We start from the raw sequence: 17,932 nt of genomic DNA, 5'->3' as shown, positions 1-17,932 counted from the left end.
AGCAGCGGGACCCCTCGCGGAGGGATCCCGCTGCTCACGGGTGACCACAGGTGGCCGGATGCGGCCGGACGGGACTACTTCACGTCGACGAAGTCACCGGCGGTGGTGACGGCCGGGGTGGTGGACGTACCCGCGAAGCTGTAGCGCCAGTAACCGTCGACCGAGGCCTTGACCGTGGTCTTCAGGTTCCCGACACTGCTCGACTTGATCGTCTTCACCGTGGTGTACGTGGAGCTGGTCTTCTTGCGGAACTGGAGCTTCACCGGCTGCGTCGCGTAACCGTGGTACGCGTGGTCCTCCCAGTTCGCCCGCGACAGCTTCCCCGTCACCGTGATCGTCTTGCCCTTCTTCACCGGCTCCGGCGAGGCGTTGACGGTCAGCTTCGACAGCCGCTGGACCCGGGCGGTGCTGTAGAAGTCGGTGTAGGCGATGTCCATCTGGTTACCGGCGAGGGCGCCCGCGGAGACGTGCCAGGTGCCGGCCAGGGAGTTCTTGTACAGGTCGTAGCGCGGGTCGATCGTGTACGTCAGCTTGCACGTCGAGGTCGTCGCGTTGACCTTGGTGCACTTCGACAGGTCCTCGTTCGGCAGGATCGCGCCGTCGATGGTGTTCTCCGACGTCGGGTTCGTGCCGTGCCACAGGTCGGCGTAGACGTCGACGACACCGGTGGCGTGCGAGGCGGTGACGGAGATGGAGATCGTCTTCTTGGCGGTGGTGCCCAGGACGATGTCCTTGCCGCCGTTGACGACGACCTTGGAGATGACGGGTTCCGACGCGTCGGCGGCGGAGGCCGCGGCGGCCTTCGAGACGCCCCGGGCGGCGGTGCCGAAGACCTCGGCACCCGACGTCGGCTTGTTCAGGTTCGGGACGGAGTGGTCGCCGGCGACGGCGGCCGGGACAGCCAGAGCAGACAGGGCCAGGGCGCCGGAGACGGCGGCCACGGTGGCACGAATACGCATGTGTTTCCCCAGTGGAGAAAGGCCCCGCGGGCACGTGACGCGCCACGGGCGGGGCTGGTTCGGACTGTGAGTCTGCTGACTCGTCAAACCAGACCCGCAACTCATGTGAAGGGTTGTACACGGAAATGAACTTCTTGCGAAGATCCCTCCGTGGACGTACCCCGGCGCCCGTGACCGCCCGTCAGTCGAACCAGCGGTCCCGGGCCAGTTCCTCCGTACGGGAGGGGTCCTCCAGCAGCGCCGCGACCTCGAAGCGGCGCGGCCACTGCCCCGCCGCCCAGGCCAGCCCCGCCGCGACGCCCTCCAGCGTGGCGGCGTGCACGGTGCCGTCGGGAGCGCGGCGCCAGTCCAGCTCGACGCCGCCCGCGCGCAGCTCGCCGTGCTCGACGTACACGTCCGGGGTGCCGGCGCCGAGCAGGACCCGTACCGCGTCCGGCACTTGGTGCTCCTCGCCCTCCGTCGACACCTCCGCCTCGACGCTCTCGCCGAGCCGGCGCACCTGGAACAGCTCGGCCAGCTCCGCGGCGCGCGTCGGGGCGACCGGGAGCAGCGGGAGCCCCCCGGTGAGCGGCAGCAGATCGGGGGCGTCCGCGATCACGGCGTCCGCCGCGTCGACGACCCGCACCTCGCCGTCGACCACGGCCCGCAGCTCGTCCGGCAGCGTGACCTGTTCCGGGTCGAGGTCGGCCAGCGCCGTGTACAGGGAGTGCAGCTGTACGGGGCCGACCGGGCGGTCCTCGTCCGCGAGCCGGCCGAGGAGTTCGGCGGCGCCGCCCGGCTCGTCGAGCAGGGCGGCCACGGAGGTCCGTACGCCGAGGGCGCGCAGCACCTGCGCGTCGTCGAACCCGGTCGCGTCGGCGGAGTCGTACAGCCCGGCCAGCCGGGGGTCCCCGCCCGCGGCCCGCAGCCCGGCGGGGCGGCGGCCGTCGAGCACCGGGTGGTCGCGCAGCCACCAGGCCGTGTAGGGGCGGACGGACTGCGTGGTGCCGTCCGGCAGCAGCACCCGCACCGGCTGGGTCAGCGCGTCGCGCAGCGGCGGCCGGGCGAGCAGGGCGAGCGCCTGCGGCCAGGCGTCGTCGTCGACCAGGTCCAGGTCGCGGACGGCGACGATCTCGGTGGCGACCGGCGGAACGGGGGTGTCGGGCAGCTGGTCGAGGATGTCCTCGCACCACACGTCCACGGCGTCCAGCAGACCGGCGTCGTCGGGTTCGGCGAAGTCGCCCTCGCGCGGCTCCAGTTCGTCCGGGTCCAGCACGACGTCGGTGGCCCGTACGAGGGCGAAGGTGGCCAGCACCCCGCAGGCGGTGAGCGGCTGCTCGCCCCAGCGGTCGGCCAGTTCCTGGTCGCAGAGGGCGAGTTCGCCCTCCCGCATGATGGCCGCGAACGGGCTCGCGGGCAGCACGAGTTCCCCGGCGGGGGCCGGTTCGCCGTCCTCGTCGGGCAGGGCGAGCGCACCGAGCCAGGGCTCGTCGCCGGGTGCCAGCTCGGCGTCCCGGACGAGGGTGAGGACGGTCTCGGCGAGCTCGTCGCCGTCCAGCGCGTCCTCGTCCCAGATCTCGCCCGCGTCCAGCGAACCGGCGACGGCGGCCCGGACCTGCGGGGTCGTCAGCACGGCGCGCGGGGTGGCGGGCAGGGCGCCCAGCTTCTCCAGCAGCGGATGGGCGGCGTCCGGGTGGGCGACCTTCAGCCCGAGCCGGGCCAGGCGGCCCAGCACCGGTCCGGCGGCCGCGTCGGGGAGCGGGAGGAGGACCTGGCGGGGTCCGATGGTGGTGCGGGGCACGGCGGGGGTCCCGGGGTCCGCGGTCTCCGGGGTCCCGGCCAGCGGTACGGGCAGGCCGGAGAGGCGGTCCGGGTCGATGCCGGACAGGCTGTCGTACAGCCGCCGCCACCAGCCGGGGTCGCGTTCCAGACCGGCGAGCCGGTCGATCGCCTCGGTCAGCGGGACCCGGGCGACCTGGAGGGTGCGCAGCTCGCTGCGGCGTTCCAGCCCGGCGGGCAGCAGACACGGCAGTACCTCGGCGAGCACCCGTACGGTCTCGGCGCCGACGCCCTCCAGTACCTCGGCCTCGATGGGCCGCAGCGCGGTGGTGGCCGCCCCGGGGAGGCCGTCCGCCGCCACGTCCCAGCTGTCCCAGCGGTCCGCCTCGGCGGTGGTGTCGCGCGGGGCGGCCGGCGCCAGGAACGCGATGCGCGGCAGCCGCTCCAGGATCGCGCCGCGCAGCGCACCGTCCAGTTCGCCCTTGCCGAGCGGCCCCGGTACGAGGTCGATGGTGTCGACGGAGACCGGCTGCCAGCCGGCGAGCAGTTCGGCGTACGCGTCGGCGGCGCGCTGCACCAGGAAGTCGGTGAGCGGTCCCGGCGCGAAGTGGCGGCGGGCGGTGTCGAGCGGCAGCGACGCGATGAGCAGCGCGGGGATGCCGAGGGGTTCGTCGGTGGGGGTCGGCGCGTGGACGACGGGGAGGGTGCGGGGGCGCACCGGAGCGCCCTCCGTGTCGACCGGGACCGCCCAGGTGACCGACCAGTGCGGGCGCAGCCGTTCCTCGCGGGGGCGGTCGGCGAGCAGGGCGGGCTCGACGGGGCCGTGGTGGGAGACGGTGCGCCAGCGGTTGGTGCCGTGCGCGGAGTCCTCGACGTGGGTGTACGGGCCGTGCTCGGTGCGGCGCAGTGTCCGTACGGTGTCCGGGGTCTCGATCACGATCTCGTCGAGGCCGCGCAGGGTGAGCAGCAGGGCGTCGTCGACCGCGTCGAGCAGCCGCAGCACGAGGTCCTCGGCGCCGCCGTCGCGCAGCGGAAGGACCACGACGGTGTCGTACCCGTCGGGTGCGGTGCCCTCGGCGGGCAGCGGGAGGCGGAGCAGCGGTACGTGGCCGTCGCGGCGGCGCAGTTCGTCGCCGAGGCCGGGGCTGGCGACGGCCGCCCGAGCGGCGAGGTCGCGGGCCTCGGCGAGGGACCAGCGGACACCGCCGTGCCGGCCGACGACGGCGGGCTCGTCGCTGACCGCGAGCACGGCGGCGAACCCGACGCCGAACCTGCCGACGGCGCCTTCGTGCCCTTCGCGCTTGGCGGAGGCGCGCAGCGTGGAGAGCGACTCCACGCCGGTGGCGTCCAGGGGCGCGCCGGTGTTGGCGGCGGCGAGGACCGCGGGGGTGTCCGGGGCCGCCGGGTGCAGGGTGAGGCGGAGCCGGCCGGGGACCTGTGCGCGGGCGGCGGCGTCGGCGGCGTTCTGCGCCAGCTCGACGACGAGGCGGTCGCGGTAGCCGCCGAGCGCGAGGTCCTCCTCGGCGTTGGCGTCCTCGCGGAACCTGGCGGGGCCGGCGCCCCAGGCGTCGAGCACACCGCGCCGCAGCCGCGCGGTCCCGAACGGGTCGGCCCCCTCGGTCGCATTCATGCTCACGCTCTGACTCCGCTCTTTCGGGTTACGCACTGCCCATGCCGCCAAGTGTGCGCCCGAAGGTACCGGGTCCTCGCGCCGGACGTGGGCGGCGGAACAGCGCATCGGCCGGTTCAGGCCCTCGCCTGCGGACAGTCGGTGGAATCGGGCCCGCCCGGTGATCGAGGGCAGGGCGGTTCGCCGGGCGGACGCGGAATCCCTCGGACGAGCGGCAGAATCAGGCCCGACCGGCGATCGGGAGCAAGGCGGCGCCGGGGCCACCGGGCAGCCCGCTCGATCCCGTGCGGCGAACGAGGACGGAAGCCGGGCCGCAGGAGCACCCCGCACCCGGCCACCGCCTACGAGTGGCCCAGGTCCTCCGTGGGCGTGTCCGCCTCCGCCGGGACCGAGCCGGAGTCCCGGGCCGGCCGCAACGGGTACTCGTCCACCTGCATCGTGTCCAGCGCGTGCGGCGCCGGCTTCGGCGGCTTCGGCATCACCGCCGCCTCCGAATGCCCGCCGCACCCGTACGACAGCGACACGACCCGCCCGTCCGCCGGACCGAACTCGTTCGCGCACACCCCGAACGCCTGCCTGAGCGAACCCGCCAGCGGCACCAGGAAGGCACAGGTGACGCACGAGGCCGGGGCCGCCTGTGCCATGGGCGTCTTCGCGCCGAACGCCTCGTCCCACCGGTCGGCCGCCGCGTGCAGCCCGTACCGGGACAGCACCCGCGCCCGCCGCATGCCGAGCTCGTCCGCGACCGCCGCGATCGAGCCCCGGCTCGTCGTCGCGGGGCGGGTCGTCAGCTCCGCGTCCTCCGCGTCGACGAGGTCGGCCATCTCCTGCGACATCTCGGAGACCGCGGAGTTCGGCGGCGGCTCGTCCTCGCCGGTGTAGCCGGGCTCCAGGCGGATGTCGTCCGCCTCGGTGGGCAGCAGATCGCCCGGCCCCATGTCGCCGGGGCGCAGCCGCTCGCTCCACGGCACCCATTCCGGGGCGAGCAGCGCGTCGCTGCCGGGCAGCAGCACCGTTTCGTCGAGGGTGACGTACTTGGCGCGGGAGGCCCGCGCGACGGTCACCGCCCAGCGCCAGCCCCGGTAGCCGGGCTCCTTGCACTCGAAGAGGTGCGTGACGACCCGGTCCCCCTCGGAGACCACGCCCACATGCTCACCGACGACCCCCGGCGCGGCTGCCTCCTCGGCCGCCGCGCGGGCCAGGTCTACCGCCTCGGCGCACAGACGGTCGGGAACGGGGGTACGGGCCGTACGGCTTCGCGTCGTCGCAGCACTCACAGGTCTCGCTTCTCTCCTACGCCAGTCTCACGAGCGCGCCAGCACATCCATCGGTTTCGGCCATGACGGATGCGGGCGGAGCGGACCTGGGGGCCGCGTCGACGTCCACACCCGTTGCTGCCTGCCTCGGGCACACCTTCTGCAATCCATTCTGCGGGATCGCCGAGAGGCGCGCGGCCGAGAACAACCGCCGGTGGCGCGCTACGCACGCTACCCTCTCCGCCGCCCCCCGCCCACCTGCCCGTCCCAAACGAGGCCGTATCCGGTGTCGTGTCCTTGGCGAATCCCCCGGGAATCCCCCGGGAATCCCCCGGGAATCCGCTGGGGAGACCTCCCTCGGCGGCTCACGAAAGGTCACGGTCCCGGGCGGGGGACGCCCCTGCCCGGGGCGGGCGGATCACTGGCCCGACAGGGCGGAGTGCACCGCGCCCCGCGCGGATGCCGGTTCGCCGACACCGCTACTGGGGCACTATGACGAGGTGACTTCCGCCAGGTCGCACGAGGGGCCCGGCCCGCTCCGCAGGACGGGCCGGGCGATCGGTCATGCTCTCCACCAGCCGTTCACCGGCACCGCGAGGGGCATCCGCAAGGCGACGTACGCCCATGGCGCCGGGGAGTCCGGGCTCGGCAAACTGATCGAACTGCATGCCGTGAACGGGGCGGGCGACGTGATGATCACGGTCGCGCTCGCCTCGACGGTGTTCTTCTCCGTGCCGACGGACGAGGCCCGCGGCCGCGTCGCCCTCTACCTCGCCATCACCATGGCGCCCTTCACGCTCCTCGCTCCCGTGATCGGCCCGCTCCTGGACCGGCTGCCGCACGGCCGGCGCGCCGCGATGGCCGCCGCGATGCTGGCCCGCGCGGTGCTCGCGCTCACCATGTCGGGCGCGGTCGCCACCGGCGGCCTGGAGCTGTATCCGGCCGCGCTGGGCGTCCTGGTCTGCTCGAAGGCGTACGGGGTGGTGCGCAGCGCGGTGGTGCCGCGTCTGCTGCCGCCGCGTTTCTCCCTGGTGAAGGCGAACTCCCGGGTCACGCTCGCCGGGCTGCTGGCGACCGGGATCGCCGCCCCGGTCGCGGCGGGGCTGCAGACCCTCGGATCCGGCTGGCCGCTGTACGGCGCGTGCGTGATCTTCATCGGCGGGACGGTCCTCGCCTTCACCCTGCCGCACAAGGTCGACTCCTCGAAGGGCGAGCGGAAGGCCCAGCTGGTGCCGCCGCACGGCACGGTGGCCCCCGGGTCCGGGACGAGGGAGCCCCGGAAGGGCCGGGCGCGCAACGGCGAGAAGCGGCCCGGGCTGCGGTCCGTGGGCCCGTCCGTGCTGAACGGGCTCCAGGCCAACACCGCGCACCGCGCGCTCTCCGGCTTCCTGATCTTCTTCCTGGCGTTCCTGCTGCGCGAGCACCCGTTCCCCGGGCAGAGCGCCGCGGTCTCGCTCGGCATCGTCGGCGTCGCGGCCGGGGTGGGCAACGCGTCCGGCACCGCGGTCGGCTCCTGGCTGCGGTCCCGCGGCCCCGAGGTGATCGTCGTCTCGGTGCTGACCCTGGCCCTGGGCGTCGCCGTGCTCGCCGCGCTCTTCTTCAGCACGGTCATGGTCGCCGCGCTCAGCGCCACCGCGGGTTTCACGCTGGCCCTGTCGAAGCTCTCGCTGGACGCGATGATCCAGCGCGACGTACCCGAAGAGGTGCGCACCTCCGCGTTCGCCCGCTCCGAGACCCTGCTCCAGATGGCCTGGGTGGTCGGGGGCGGCATCGGCATCCTCCTCCCCCTCAACGGCGTACTGGGCATGTCGGTCGCCGCGGGCATCCTCGCCCTCGGCGCCGCAACGTCCGTACGGGGTCTGCTGGGCGCCACGCGACGCGGCTCGCCGCACCCCCGCGTGGCGTGAACCGGAGCGACCGATAGCCTTCGGCCCATGACCGTTGCGTTCTTCTCCGGTAAGGGCCGCCGAATCGGCGTCGCTCTTGGTGCCGTGTCCGCGGGACTCCTTGTCCTCTCCGCCTGCGACAAGCCGACGCCGCTCGCGACCGTAACGGTCGGCGGCAACTCGGTGAGCTCCGAGGCCGCCTGCTACAACGACGGCAAGCCGCTCAAGAAGTCCGAGTACCAGGCCTGCCTCAACAAGAAGGCGGAGAAGTCCGTCGAGGTCGCGATGGACGACAAGGTCCGCTTCGGCGTCGACCCGGAGATCGCGGACAACGGCTGGACCCTGTTCATCAACGGTCAGCAGGCCGAGCAGGAGCCGTACAAGAAGACCTACCGGTCCATCCCGGGCAGCGCCTTCTTCTCCAGCCAGACCGGCGAGACCACGGACAAGACGCAGATCAGCATCGTGGAGACCAACGGCAAGCAGCTGACCGGCATCTGGCACTTCGAACTGAAGAAGTCCTCCTGACGCCCTTCTGATCCCCTCCTGCGCCTCGGAGGCTGCCCCGTGCGTGTGCTCGTCGTGACCGCTGTCCCCGCGGAACGGGACGCGGTCACGCGTGCGTGCGGGGGCGGTTCCGAAGCGCCGGTGCGCCGGGTCCCTGGCGCGGAGATCCACCGCGCGGGCCCCTTCGACGTCCTGGCGGGCGGCGCGGGACCGGCCGCCGCGGCGGCCTCGGCCGCCTTCGGTCTGGCCTCGGACCGCTACGGCCTGGTGATCTCGGCCGGCATCGGCGGCGGGTTCGCCGGTGTCGCACCGGTCGGCTCCCTGGTGGTGGCCGACCGCATCGATGCGGCGGATCTGGGCGCCGAGACCGCGACGGGCTTCGTGCCGGTCACCGAGCTCGGCTTCGGCCGCGTCCGGCATCTCCCGCCCCGGTCGCTGGTACGGGCGACGGCCGCCGCCACCGGCGCGGTCACCGGCACCGTCCTCACCGTCTCCACCGTGACCGGCTCCGCCGACCGCGCCGCCGCCCTGCTCGCCGCGCACCCCTCGGCGGCCGCCGAGGCCATGGAGGGCTTCGGGGTCGCGGAGGCCGCCGAGCGCGTCGGGTTGCCCGTCCTGGAGATCAGGGCCGTCTCGAACGCCGTCGGCCCGCGCGACCGGGATTCCTGGCGCATCGGCGACGCGCTGGCCGCGCTCACCGAGGCGTTCGGGAAGCTCGTACCCGTACTGGAAGGTTGGACCCACCATGACCGAAACGACTTCTGACCCGTCGGCTCCGCTGCGGATCGCTTTCTCGCCGTGCCCGAACGACACCTTCGTCTTCGACGCCTGGGCGCACGGAAGGGTCCCCGGCGCGCCCGCCCTCGATGTCACCTTCGCGGACATCGACCTCACCAACGGAATGGCCGAGCGCGGCGAGCTCGACGTCCTGAAGGTCTCGTACGCGGTGCTGCCATGGGTGCTCGACGAGTACGCGCTGCTGCCGTGCGGCGGGGCGCTGGGCCGGGGCTGCGGCCCGCTCGTCCTCACGAGGGACGGGGCGGACACCGACCTGACGGGCCGGACCGTCGCCGTACCGAGCGAGCGCTCCACCGCCTATCTGCTGTTCCGCCTCTGGGCTGCCGAGGTGGTGCCGGGCGGTGTCGGCGAGATCGTCGTGATGCCGTTCGACGAGATCATGCCCGCCGTGCGCGACGGGAAGGTGGACGCCGGTCTCGTCATCCACGAGGCCCGGTTCACGTACCAGAACTACGGGCTGCACAACCTCGCCGACATGGGCCGGCACTGGGAGGAGACGACCGGGCTGCCGATCCCGCTCGGCGCGATCATCGCCAAGCGGTCGCTGGGCGCGGACACGCTGAAGCTGCTCGCCGAGTCGGTGCGCGCCTCGGTGCGGATGGCCTGGGACGACCCGGAGGCGTCCCGGGCTTATGTGCTGGAGCACGCCCAGGAGATGGACCCGGCGGTGGCGGACCAGCACATCGGGCTGTACGTCAACGAGTTCACGGCCGACCTCGGCGAGGACGGCTACGCGGCGATCCGCGGACTGCTGACCCGCGCGGCGGCCGAGGGACTGGTACCGCCCCTCGGCCCCGACGCGCTGTCGTTCGTCTGACCGCGCGTCCGGTCCCGGGCCGCGCCCGGGACCGGACGCCGAGCGGAATCAGACATCCAGCTGGTCGGCGACCGCGCGCAGCAGGCCGCCGATCTTCTTGCCGGCCGCCTTGTCCGGGTACCGGCCGCGCTCCAGCATCGGCGTGATGTTCTCCAGCAGGGTGGTCAGGTCCTGCACGATGGACGCGAGCTCGTCCGGCTTGCGGCGCTGCGCGGCCGCGACGGACGGAGTCGGGTCCAGGATCGCCACCGAGAGCGCCTGGTCCCCTCGCTGACCTGCGACGACTCCGAATTCGACGCGCTGGCCCGGCTTGAGGGCATCGACACCGTCGGGAAGCACGGAGGAGTGCACGAAGACGTCGCCGCCGTCGTCGCGGGAGAGGAAGCCGAAGCCCTTCTCGCTGTTGAACCACTTGACCTTGCCAGTCGGCAAAGCACGCACCCCATCTCAACCCGTATGCAACCTGTGCAACCTGTATGCCGGAACAAATCCTCAGCAGGTCAGGCTATCCAGTGGTGGTGCTCCCCTGCTGGCAGCAGCCTCCCCAGGGGGGGTACCCCTCGTCAAGCCTGGTCATCCGGACTCTGTCCGGAAACGGCGCCTGCCGCGCACGCCGGTCACCACGGGGTTGACCGCGAGGTCGACCGAAGGGTTGACCGCAGGGTCGTGCGCCGCTGCCGGGAACTACCCTTGTGGGGTGAGTACTACACCTTCTGGCGCAGGTGACCGGCTGGTCCGGATCGGCGCGATCGTCTTCTTCATCGGCGCGCTGTCCACGCTGGCCACCATGGCCCCTCTCTTCCTCGGCACCCACCCGCTCCCGTCGATCGCCTGGTCGCTGTGCATGCTGATGGGCGTCGGCTTCCTGATCGCGGCGGCGGGCGTGATCCGGTCGGTACGGGCGGGGGCGGCCAAGCGGTAGCGCGACCGAAGCACCTGCCATCCTCATTCCCTAGCGCAAACACCATCAGCCGCACCGTCCAGTCGCCGGACCACACCCTCTCGGGTTTGCGACAGGAGACGGAAAAGGCTGCTCAAGCCCCCCACCTTTCGGCGAGCCCCGGTCGCCACAGCCCCCTGGCAGCACACTGCGTACTCAATCCAGCACACGTTTGGCTTGAATTGCGTTGCCAGTGCTAAGAACCCCTTGATACAGATGAAGATCCCGTCGGCGGCGGCACGCACATCGCCGGACGCGGGTGACGAGACGTATCGGCCGGGGGATGCAGGGGGACGGCATGACGGGGTGGGACATCAGGCCGAGCGGGGTGGAGTCCGTTCTGTCGTTGGTGGGGCTGGCCGCCGACGACCTGAGCAAGGGCGTCAGGGGTTACGGCGAGAACGTGGAGGATGCCGCGCTGCACGCGGGGACGATCAGCGGGCCGTACTGCGGCGAGGCACCGGCGGGACCGGTCGGCGCCGCGGTGGCGAACTTCATCGCGGACACCCAGCAGCGGATCAGGTTCATGGCCGCCCGCACGAAGAAGTCGATGGACGGCACCGTCAAGGCCACCACCGAGTACATCGAGGGCGATCTGGCCATGGCCGCCCGCGCCCAGCGCGAGGCGGCGAAGGCCCCGACCCCCGCCGAGATCAGGGCGGTCGGGCAGAAGCCCGGCCACCGGGGCGGGGAGTAGCCGCCGTGATCGAACCGGGTGGGATACCCCAGTACACCGGTGACTTCGGCCAGTTGGAGAAGGCCGCGTCCGCTCTGCGTACGCATGCCACGGGCATCCGGAACGGCGGGAAGGACATCCACTCCCGCTTCCAGGCGACGGCCGCGTACTACAAGGCACCCGAGGCCGAGAAGCTGTTCTCCTCGACCCGGCCGGTGATGGACACGGCCGACGAATTCGCGGGGAACATCGAGTCGCTCGCCGACGCCCTGGACACGTTCATCCACGAGGCCAAGCCGCACGCCGACCGTCTCAAGCAGCTGAAACTGGACGCGATCGGCTTCGTCGACAGCGTCCGGGGCGATGACGACTGGACCCAGGATCAGGAGAAGACCGACAGGCACCAGGCGTTGATGGACGGTGTGGATGCGGCGCGCGCGGCCTTCCAGGAGGCCGAACGCAACGCGGCCAACAAGATCAACGCGATCAGCCCCGCTGCCTGCCGCCCCGCGTGGATCGTGGACGACGGCAGCCACGGGCTCGGCATGTACGGCCAGAGCGCCGGCGCGCTCAAGGACGTGAAGGACCTGCCGTGGGGCAGCCCCGAGGGGCGTACCTATGAGCGCTGGAGCCTGGGGTGGTGGGGGCACGGGGCCAAGAGCTGGGCGTGGGACGGCCTGGTCAAGGACAGCATCGGGGGCGGTATCGACGGCCTGATCACCCTCGTCGGCTTTCACGGGGGCGAGGCGCGCGACCAGGCCTGGGACGGTCTGCGACGCACGGTCGTCGGCGGCTACGCCTACGGCATGGACCTGTTCGGCCAGGACGAGCACCTGTCCGACTGGCAGCGCGACAGCAAGCCGTACGCGAAGGAGTTCGGCAAGCAGTTCATCGCGTACGACATGGCGAACGAGGATCCGGCTCGCGCCCACGCCGTGGTCTCCTTCAACATCCTCACCCTCGCCACCGGCCCCTTCGCCGCTGCCGCGAAACTCGGCAAGGGCGGCACGATCGCGAAGGCCGCCGGCACCATGGCGAAGATCGGCGACGCCCTCGACCCGCTCTCCGGCACGTTCAAGGCCGCCAAGGCCCTCTCGGGTCTGCCCAAGGTCTCCCAGGTCCTGGCCAACGTCAGCGACCACCTCCAGATCCCGAAGACCAGGTTCCCCGACGGAGCCCTCGACCTCGACCACCGCTACCGGGTCGACGAGGACGGCAAGTTCGTCCCCCTGGGCCCCGACGGCAAACCCGACCTGACCCCGGCCAGGCAGGAACCCTCCGCCGCCGAACGGGGCGCCGGCCAACCGCACGGCGACCGCGAGCCGGTCGGCGTGGGCGGACACGCGCCCGGAGCGACCGCCCATGCGGGCGACGGCCCCCGCCCGCACGCCGTCCACGACACGGGCGGTGGCAGCGGTACGGGAAACACGACGCATGGGCCGACAGGCGAGCCGGGCCCGGTCCGAAGTGGCGACGGCGGCCATACCGAAGGAGGGCACGGAGAGACCGGGAACAGCCCGGGTCACGCGGATGGCCCCGGCGGCTCGGGCTCCACAGACAGCCCGACTGTTCCAAGGCAAGGTCATTCCGATCTCCCGCATGCTTCGGGCCCTGATGGACACGCAGGTCACGACGCGCAAGGAACTGCGTCAACAGCAGCCGAAGCAATTTCTCCGGAGACCCGTCTGCCGGACCCGGACGGTACTCTCCCAGCCGACCATGGAGAGAAACTGCTGGACTTGATCGACCCGCAAAGCTCCCGCGTCACAGTTACAGATGGCTTAATCACCCACATTGACGGCCAGCCTGTTGACAAGTATCTGGACGCCCTTGCGAAGGAGAGGGCGCAGGTCTACCGGGACGCCAAGGATGCCAAACAGTTCGTCAAGGGTGACGTTGGCGCCTGCGTGGGTGCAGTCATGGACCCTCGGACCGGCATTGTGATCGAAGGTATCAACGGGCGTCCGGACAACATTATCCCCAAGGAAAAGCTGCACCCGACGCTTCAAAAGCTTTATGAGACGTTGGCTCCGAACAAGCCGCACCCGGACCATCCGCTGGGTCATGCAGAGGTGAAAGCCACCAACGAGCTGCTGCGGGCTCGCACCCGTCTGGGATTACCGGACGGCGTAGACGCCCTCAAGGAGATACGGGCGTCCGTCGAGTTCCCCTTCCTGAAGAACAAGGAAACGGGACTTCCGGGCAGAGGCGCCCCATTCTGCGCCAACTGTTACAGTATGCTTCCCGAAATGCCGACGCCTAACGGTCGATTTACGGGCTATCCACCGAGCGACGAGAATTGGATTCCATGATGAACCAGGTGCATCGCATCGACATCGATGACCCTGATGTCGATATGGACATGGGGCATCGCCTACTCTATCGCGGAGAGTTGTTCACGGGAGAGGCCGCAGAATATCAGGACAGGCAAATGGTCTGCCTCGATACCTACGTCGATGGAATCAAGAACGGATTGTCCCAGATGTGGCATCCGGATGGCTCTTTGAGATTGCGGGGAGCTGTTATCAATGGCGTCGCATCAGGAGAGTTCCTGGAATGGTATCCCAATGGCGTCCTGAAGTCTCGAAAGTTTTTCGATAATGACATCTATTCGCTTCGGGAAGAAACCACTTGGGACGATAAAGGCAACATTGTCCGCGACTGGCATCGCGAATAGACGCCTGTGCGGGCACCTCTCCCGCTCTTCAAGATGAGCATGCCCGGCCGCGCATCTGCGTCATCTGAAGCCGGTTCTTCTTCTCCGGCTGTCCATACCCTGCGGGACTGACGCTGCGGTTGGCCTCTCAAGCCCACCGAAGAGGGATGACGCGTTCCACCACTTCAGGAGCAGCCAATGACCCAGGACGTCATAGCCCTCACCCCACAGATGCCGGACACCAGGACGCTGCTGGCCGGGCTCCTCGCCGGCGGTCCCGATCTGCTCGTGAACCGGGCCGGCGACGGGTCCGTCGCTCAGCTGTGCACGGCTGCCGGGCAGGCGTTGGTGTCGCTCGAAGCGCCCCGGTACGTCCAAGTACCGGGTGAGGTGGCCCGGTTGCTCGGGCCCGACGTGCGCGCGGAGTCGCCCGTGTGGTGGACCGAGGTACGGGCGACCAGTTCCGTGGAGGGGGCCGCGCGGCTGGCCGGGTCCGTCGCCGGGCGGCTGGTCGCCGTGCACGGGGGCGATGTCTGGCCGCGCGAGGCCGGTCACACCGAGGTCGTGACCGACCTCGCCGACGCCGTCGCGGAAGCGACACCCCTGGGCGTCGACCTGCTCACCGAGAAGGCCGCCGTCGTCATCCAGGGCCGCCCCGTGATCGCTGCCACGACCTGGCTGACGGACGTGGTGCGCAACGCGGCCCGCACCGGACGCGAACTCCAGATCGTCACTCCGCCCAGCACCCGGCTCACTTTCCCCGCCCGCACACTGTTGGACGGGCTGCCCTCCCGCTGGGTCGTGGGCGACCCCGAGTGCGGTTACTACGACGGCCTCTCCGGGGCCGTACTGCGCTGGCAGGAGGGGCGATTCACCCACGCCGCCGACGACAGACCCCAGGTCGCGGACGCCTTCCGACCCCGCCCCGGTACCGAAGGCGAACGACAGCTGCTGCTTTCCATCCGTACGGTCCACCCCGCCGACGAGCATCTCGTCCTGGGCGGCGCCCTGGAACAGGCCTGGCGCACACTCACCGGAGCCCCGCCCGCCGGATGGGCAACCTCCGAACCCGTCGGCGTTCCTTGGTCACCACGCCAGTTGACCGATCTGGCCCGCACCCGCGCCCAGCAGTCCCTGCCCACCTGGGCGGTCGCGATCGGCACCCCCGACCACCCGGCGATCGCCACCGTGCGTGCCGTCCGCACCCACCTCGGCGTCGAGGAGCACATCACGCTGGCCGTCGGCTACCGCGCAGATCAGCACACTCCGCTGGACGCCATGCCCGAACTGGCCAAATCCCTGGCGGCCAGGCACAACCTCGCCACGATGATCGGCCAACTGCGCACCGCACGCGCTGATCTGACCACCCCGGCCCACCACGAGCCGCCGCCGGTGCCACTCTCCTTCACCCTCGGCCCCGACGCCGTCACCGACCTCAGCGGGGACCACAAGGCCTTCGCGCCCATCCGTCTCGGCCCGGCCACCCGGCCCGCCCTGCACTACACGCTCGGCGACGGCACCGACCCCGCCGCCTGGCAGCGACTGCGCCAGATCAACGACCACGTGGCCACTGGCGCCGACAGGGGCTGAACCCCCGCACGGGCCGGGTCTGGCCTGACGCGGGAATCAGTCCTGCCGGTGGCTCTCCTTGAGAGTGCGCACGAGGGCGGCCCAGGCGGCGGGAGTGGTACGGAGTATCGCTCCGGCGGGGTCGCTGCTCTCGGTGAGGCTGACCGCGCCGCTGCGCGCGGCGACGTACAGGCACGACTCGCCCTGCCCGCAGTACGAAGACTTCTGCCATGAGCGCTGGCGCATATCCGGCTCCTTCACTGGTCGGCGATCAGACTGTGGATGAAATCCCTGGACTCGTCCGGCGTCAGTGCCACGGCCTCCATGCGTGCCAGCAGGAGGCGGTAAGCCTCCAGCTCCGCCTCAGCGTCCACCAGGACAGGGCCGTGCGACTGGTCCAGTGAGACCGTGTCGAGGCGGGGCACCGAGCCGTGCACATACAGGATGGTCTGCCCCGATCCGGGATAGGCGCCGATGGCGAACGGGATCACCTGGACCGTGATGTGTGCCCGCTCGCCCTGCTCAAGCAGATACCGGAGCTGGTTCCTGGTGACGGCTGGACCGCCGACCGGCACGCGGAGGGCGGCTTCGTGGATGACTGCCCAGTACGCCGGCGGGCTTGGCCGGTCCAGGAGGGCCTGGCGCTGTAGTCGGTGGTTCACACGGTGCTCGATGTCCGAGCGGGAAAATTCCGGCACCACCTGCCGGAAGATCTCGCGGGCGTGGTCCGTGGTCTGGAGCAGTCCCGGGACGTGGGACGTGTTGGCAGACCGCAGCGCGGTCGCGTGGTGCTCCAGTTCTGCGATGTCCAGCAACGGGGAGGGCAGCACCTCCCGGAATGTCTCCCACCAGCCCGACGAACGTTCCCCGGCGAGATCGAGCAGTCCTGCGATGTACGCGGGGTCCGAGCAGCGGTAGTTGCGCGCCATTGCGCGCAGCCGCTCCTCGCTCACACCGAATCGACTCGCCTCAATGTTGCTGAGCTGAGCCTGGCTGATGCCGAGCAGGCGCGCGCCCTCGGTGGCCGTGAGCCCAGCGCGGTCCCGCAGTCTGCGCAACTCGGTCCCGAGGCGCAGGCGCCGCACGCCGGGGGTGCTTCTGGACGCCATGCGTCAACTCTCCTTAATCAGAAACGCGTTGGCAACGTCACTCACACGAGTGCATATCTCAACCGATTGGCAATTGAGCAAATACTTTATGCCTCATGCCGCTAGCTTGGTCTCAGGCCACCCGCCCGGAAGTACCCCGCTCGACGGAGCGGCCTCGTCACCGGGCAACTCGAAGTGCATCCTTCAACTTCCCTCCGTGAACGGAGACTTCCATGGTCGGTTCCACGGTATCCCCGCCCTGGACATACACCCTCCAACTCCCGCAGGATCCCCGCGCCCCCGGCGTCGCCCGTGCCACCCTCCGCAACGTTCTGCGCGTGCACGGCATGCCCGAACTCACCGAGATCGCCGAGTTGTTGGCCAGTGAACTGGTCACCAATGCCTACCTCTACTCCTCGGGGCCGTACTCCCTGCGCCTGCGCGACGCCGGGCGCAGCCGTGTCCGGCTGAGCGTGTGGGACACCGATCCGCACATCCCCGCCCCGTTCCGACGGGGCGCCGGGACACCGGAGGAACTGGCCGAACGCGGGCGCGGCCTCTACCTCGTCACGCTCTACGCGGAGTCCTGGGGCGCGTACCCGATGCGCGGCGGACTGCCGGGGCAGGGCGGGAAGCTGCTCTGGGCCGAGTGCGCGGCCAAGGCGTAGGCGCTCCCGCAGACCTCAGCGCGCCGCGTACCCCTCCAGCCACGCCGGGAACTCCGTCAGGGACGACAGGACGACGTCCGCTCCCGCCGCCCGGAGTTCCGTCGCGTCGCAAGGGCCCGTGGTGACCGCGACCGACAGGGCGCCGGCCGTGCGGGCGCCCCGTACGTCGCCGGTGTGGTCGCCCACGTAGATGTGTGCGCCGTGCTCGCGCAGGGCGTGGCCCTTGGCCTCGGCCCACAGGCCGCCGATGACGGCGTCGGGCTCGATGCCGAGGTGGGACATGTGGAGTTCCGCACTCGGACGGTGCTTGGCGGTGACGACTATCGTCCGGCCACCCCTCTCCCGGATCGCCGCGATCGACTCCCGGGCGCCGGGCAGCGCGAGGCTGGGGGCGATGGCGTGCGTGGGGTAGATCTCGCGGTAGCGGTCGGCGATCGCGGCCACCCTCTCGGCCGGGAACCAGTTCCGCAGTTCCTCGTCGACCGGCGGGCCGAGCCTGCTCACCACCAGGTCGGCGTCGATCGGCGTCCCCGTTTCGGCGGAAAGCGCCAGGTAGGCGGCCTTGATGCCGGGCCGGGTGTCCAGGAGCGTCATGTCGAGGTCGAAGCCGACCGTCAAGGGGGGAGAGGGCATGGCAACCATTGTCGTGGGGGCGGGCGGCGCGTCCGTGCCCGGTGCGGCCTTCGGGCCCGGAATGACGGTGCTTAGACTTAGCCAAGCCTTA

General features: G+C 71.1%; 17 protein-coding genes. 10 read left to right on the top strand and 7 right to left on the bottom strand.

All coding sequences use genetic code 11. The features are described 5' to 3' along the window. Positions 1-74: 74 nt before the first annotated feature. The 3 genes from ACWCPY_RS00145 to ACWCPY_RS00135 form a co-directional block, all read right to left on the bottom strand. Positions 75-959, bottom strand: a complete 885-nt coding sequence (locus ACWCPY_RS00145) for a calcium-binding protein (RefSeq protein WP_451262052.1) — start codon at positions 957-959, stop codon at positions 75-77. Between the two features lie 181 nt (positions 960-1,140). After that, entirely contained in the window at positions 1,141-4,347 is a 3,207-nt protein-coding gene (locus tag ACWCPY_RS00140; protein WP_451262386.1) for a sacsin N-terminal ATP-binding-like domain-containing protein, read from the bottom strand. 341 nt (positions 4,348-4,688) lie between these two features. Beyond that, positions 4,689-5,624, bottom strand: a complete 936-nt coding sequence (locus ACWCPY_RS00135) for a DUF3027 domain-containing protein (protein WP_451262051.1) — start codon at positions 5,622-5,624, stop codon at positions 4,689-4,691. Between the two features lie 479 nt (positions 5,625-6,103). Here ACWCPY_RS00135 and ACWCPY_RS00130 point away from each other — a divergent pair, with 479 nt between their 5' ends. The 4 genes from ACWCPY_RS00130 to ACWCPY_RS00115 are packed head-to-tail and all read left to right on the top strand — an operon-like array spanning position 6,104 to position 9,611. After that, a complete protein-coding gene (locus ACWCPY_RS00130) occupies positions 6,104-7,510 on the top strand; it encodes an MFS transporter (protein WP_451262049.1) in 1,407 nt (468 codons plus the stop codon). A 27-nt stretch (positions 7,511-7,537) separates the two neighbouring features. After that, positions 7,538-8,017, top strand: a complete 480-nt coding sequence (locus ACWCPY_RS00125) for a DUF2771 domain-containing protein (protein ID WP_451262048.1) — start codon at positions 7,538-7,540, stop codon at positions 8,015-8,017. 39 nt (positions 8,018-8,056) lie between these two features. Continuing rightward, the gene (locus ACWCPY_RS00120; protein WP_451262046.1) at positions 8,057-8,761 is read left to right on the top strand and encodes a futalosine hydrolase; all 705 of its coding nucleotides are present in this window, start codon (positions 8,057-8,059) and stop codon (positions 8,759-8,761) included. Next, the gene (locus ACWCPY_RS00115) at positions 8,742-9,611 is read left to right on the top strand and encodes a 1,4-dihydroxy-6-naphthoate synthase (protein ID WP_451262045.1); all 870 of its coding nucleotides are present in this window, start codon (positions 8,742-8,744) and stop codon (positions 9,609-9,611) included. The genes ACWCPY_RS00120 and ACWCPY_RS00115 overlap by 20 nt, the downstream gene beginning before the upstream one ends. A 48-nt stretch (positions 9,612-9,659) precedes the next feature. On the opposite strand, the gene ACWCPY_RS00110 is transcribed toward ACWCPY_RS00115, so the two are convergent. Then, the gene (locus ACWCPY_RS00110) at positions 9,660-10,043 is read right to left on the bottom strand and encodes a cold-shock protein (protein ID WP_072485776.1); all 384 of its coding nucleotides are present in this window, start codon (positions 10,041-10,043) and stop codon (positions 9,660-9,662) included. A gap of 265 nt (positions 10,044-10,308) precedes the next feature. On the opposite strand from ACWCPY_RS00110, the gene ACWCPY_RS00105 reads away from it, so the two are divergent. From ACWCPY_RS00105 to ACWCPY_RS00085, 5 genes are all read left to right on the top strand, one after another. After that, on the top strand, positions 10,309-10,533 hold the full coding sequence (locus ACWCPY_RS00105) for a hypothetical protein (RefSeq protein ID WP_266730718.1): 225 nt from the start codon (positions 10,309-10,311) through the stop codon (positions 10,531-10,533). A gap of 316 nt (positions 10,534-10,849) precedes the next feature. Beyond that, complete coding sequence (locus tag ACWCPY_RS00100) at positions 10,850-11,248, top strand: DUF6507 family protein (protein WP_385336227.1); 399 nt, start codon at positions 10,850-10,852, stop codon at positions 11,246-11,248. Between the two features lie 53 nt (positions 11,249-11,301). Beyond that, a complete protein-coding gene (locus tag ACWCPY_RS00095; RefSeq protein WP_451262044.1) occupies positions 11,302-13,539 on the top strand; it encodes a hypothetical protein in 2,238 nt (745 codons plus the stop codon). Continuing rightward, the gene (locus ACWCPY_RS00090; protein WP_451262043.1) at positions 13,536-13,904 is read left to right on the top strand and encodes a toxin-antitoxin system YwqK family antitoxin; all 369 of its coding nucleotides are present in this window, start codon (positions 13,536-13,538) and stop codon (positions 13,902-13,904) included. The genes ACWCPY_RS00095 and ACWCPY_RS00090 overlap by 4 nt, the downstream gene beginning before the upstream one ends. Before the next feature lie 177 nt (positions 13,905-14,081). Next, positions 14,082-15,473 (top strand): DUF6177 family protein, encoded by a 1,392-nt coding sequence (locus ACWCPY_RS00085; RefSeq protein WP_451262042.1) that lies wholly within the window; start codon positions 14,082-14,084, stop codon positions 15,471-15,473. A 36-nt stretch (positions 15,474-15,509) separates the two neighbouring features. On the opposite strand, the gene ACWCPY_RS00080 is transcribed toward ACWCPY_RS00085, so the two are convergent. Continuing rightward, complete coding sequence (locus ACWCPY_RS00080) at positions 15,510-15,698, bottom strand: DUF397 domain-containing protein (RefSeq protein ID WP_385336235.1); 189 nt, start codon at positions 15,696-15,698, stop codon at positions 15,510-15,512. An 11-nt stretch (positions 15,699-15,709) separates the two neighbouring features. Next, entirely contained in the window at positions 15,710-16,561 is an 852-nt protein-coding gene (locus ACWCPY_RS00075; protein ID WP_385336237.1) for a helix-turn-helix domain-containing protein, read from the bottom strand. A gap of 212 nt (positions 16,562-16,773) precedes the next feature. Here ACWCPY_RS00075 and ACWCPY_RS00070 point away from each other — a divergent pair, with 212 nt between their 5' ends. Next, the gene (locus tag ACWCPY_RS00070; RefSeq protein WP_385550364.1) at positions 16,774-17,208 is read left to right on the top strand and encodes an ATP-binding protein; all 435 of its coding nucleotides are present in this window, start codon (positions 16,774-16,776) and stop codon (positions 17,206-17,208) included. Positions 17,209-17,223: 15 nt separating this feature from the next. On the opposite strand, the gene ACWCPY_RS00065 is transcribed toward ACWCPY_RS00070, so the two are convergent. Further along, positions 17,224-17,850, bottom strand: coding sequence for an HAD family hydrolase (locus ACWCPY_RS00065; protein WP_451262041.1), 627 nt, complete (start codon positions 17,848-17,850; stop codon positions 17,224-17,226). Positions 17,851-17,932 lie beyond the last annotated feature (82 nt).

The organism is Streptomyces sp. NPDC002403 (assembly GCF_053593015.1).
The sequence above is the reverse complement of the archived record's forward strand: the minus strand, read 5'-3'. Positions and strand labels throughout refer to the sequence as shown.

Bases quoted from the DNA above. Each gene is read 5' to 3' on its own strand.
- ACWCPY_RS00085 (WP_451262042.1), top strand. From the start codon at position 14,082: ATGACCCAGGACGTCATAGCCCTCACCCCACAGATGCCGGACACCAGG.
- ACWCPY_RS00115 (WP_451262045.1), top strand. From the start codon at position 8,742: ATGACCGAAACGACTTCTGACCCGTCGGCTCCGCTGCGGATCGCTTTC.
- ACWCPY_RS00100 (WP_385336227.1), top strand. From the start codon at position 10,850: ATGACGGGGTGGGACATCAGGCCGAGCGGGGTGGAGTCCGTTCTGTCG.
- ACWCPY_RS00080 (WP_385336235.1), bottom strand. From the start codon at position 15,698: ATGCGCCAGCGCTCATGGCAGAAGTCTTCGTACTGCGGGCAGGGCGAG.
- ACWCPY_RS00070 (WP_385550364.1), top strand. From the start codon at position 16,774: ATGGTCGGTTCCACGGTATCCCCGCCCTGGACATACACCCTCCAACTC.
- ACWCPY_RS00065 (WP_451262041.1), bottom strand. From the start codon at position 17,850: ATGGTTGCCATGCCCTCTCCCCCCTTGACGGTCGGCTTCGACCTCGAC.
- ACWCPY_RS00145 (WP_451262052.1), bottom strand. From the start codon at position 959: ATGCGTATTCGTGCCACCGTGGCCGCCGTCTCCGGCGCCCTGGCCCTG.
- ACWCPY_RS00075 (WP_385336237.1), bottom strand. From the start codon at position 16,561: ATGGCGTCCAGAAGCACCCCCGGCGTGCGGCGCCTGCGCCTCGGGACC.
- ACWCPY_RS00140 (WP_451262386.1), bottom strand. From the start codon at position 4,347: ATGAATGCGACCGAGGGGGCCGACCCGTTCGGGACCGCGCGGCTGCGG.
- ACWCPY_RS00125 (WP_451262048.1), top strand. From the start codon at position 7,538: ATGACCGTTGCGTTCTTCTCCGGTAAGGGCCGCCGAATCGGCGTCGCT.
- ACWCPY_RS00090 (WP_451262043.1), top strand. From the start codon at position 13,536: ATGATGAACCAGGTGCATCGCATCGACATCGATGACCCTGATGTCGAT.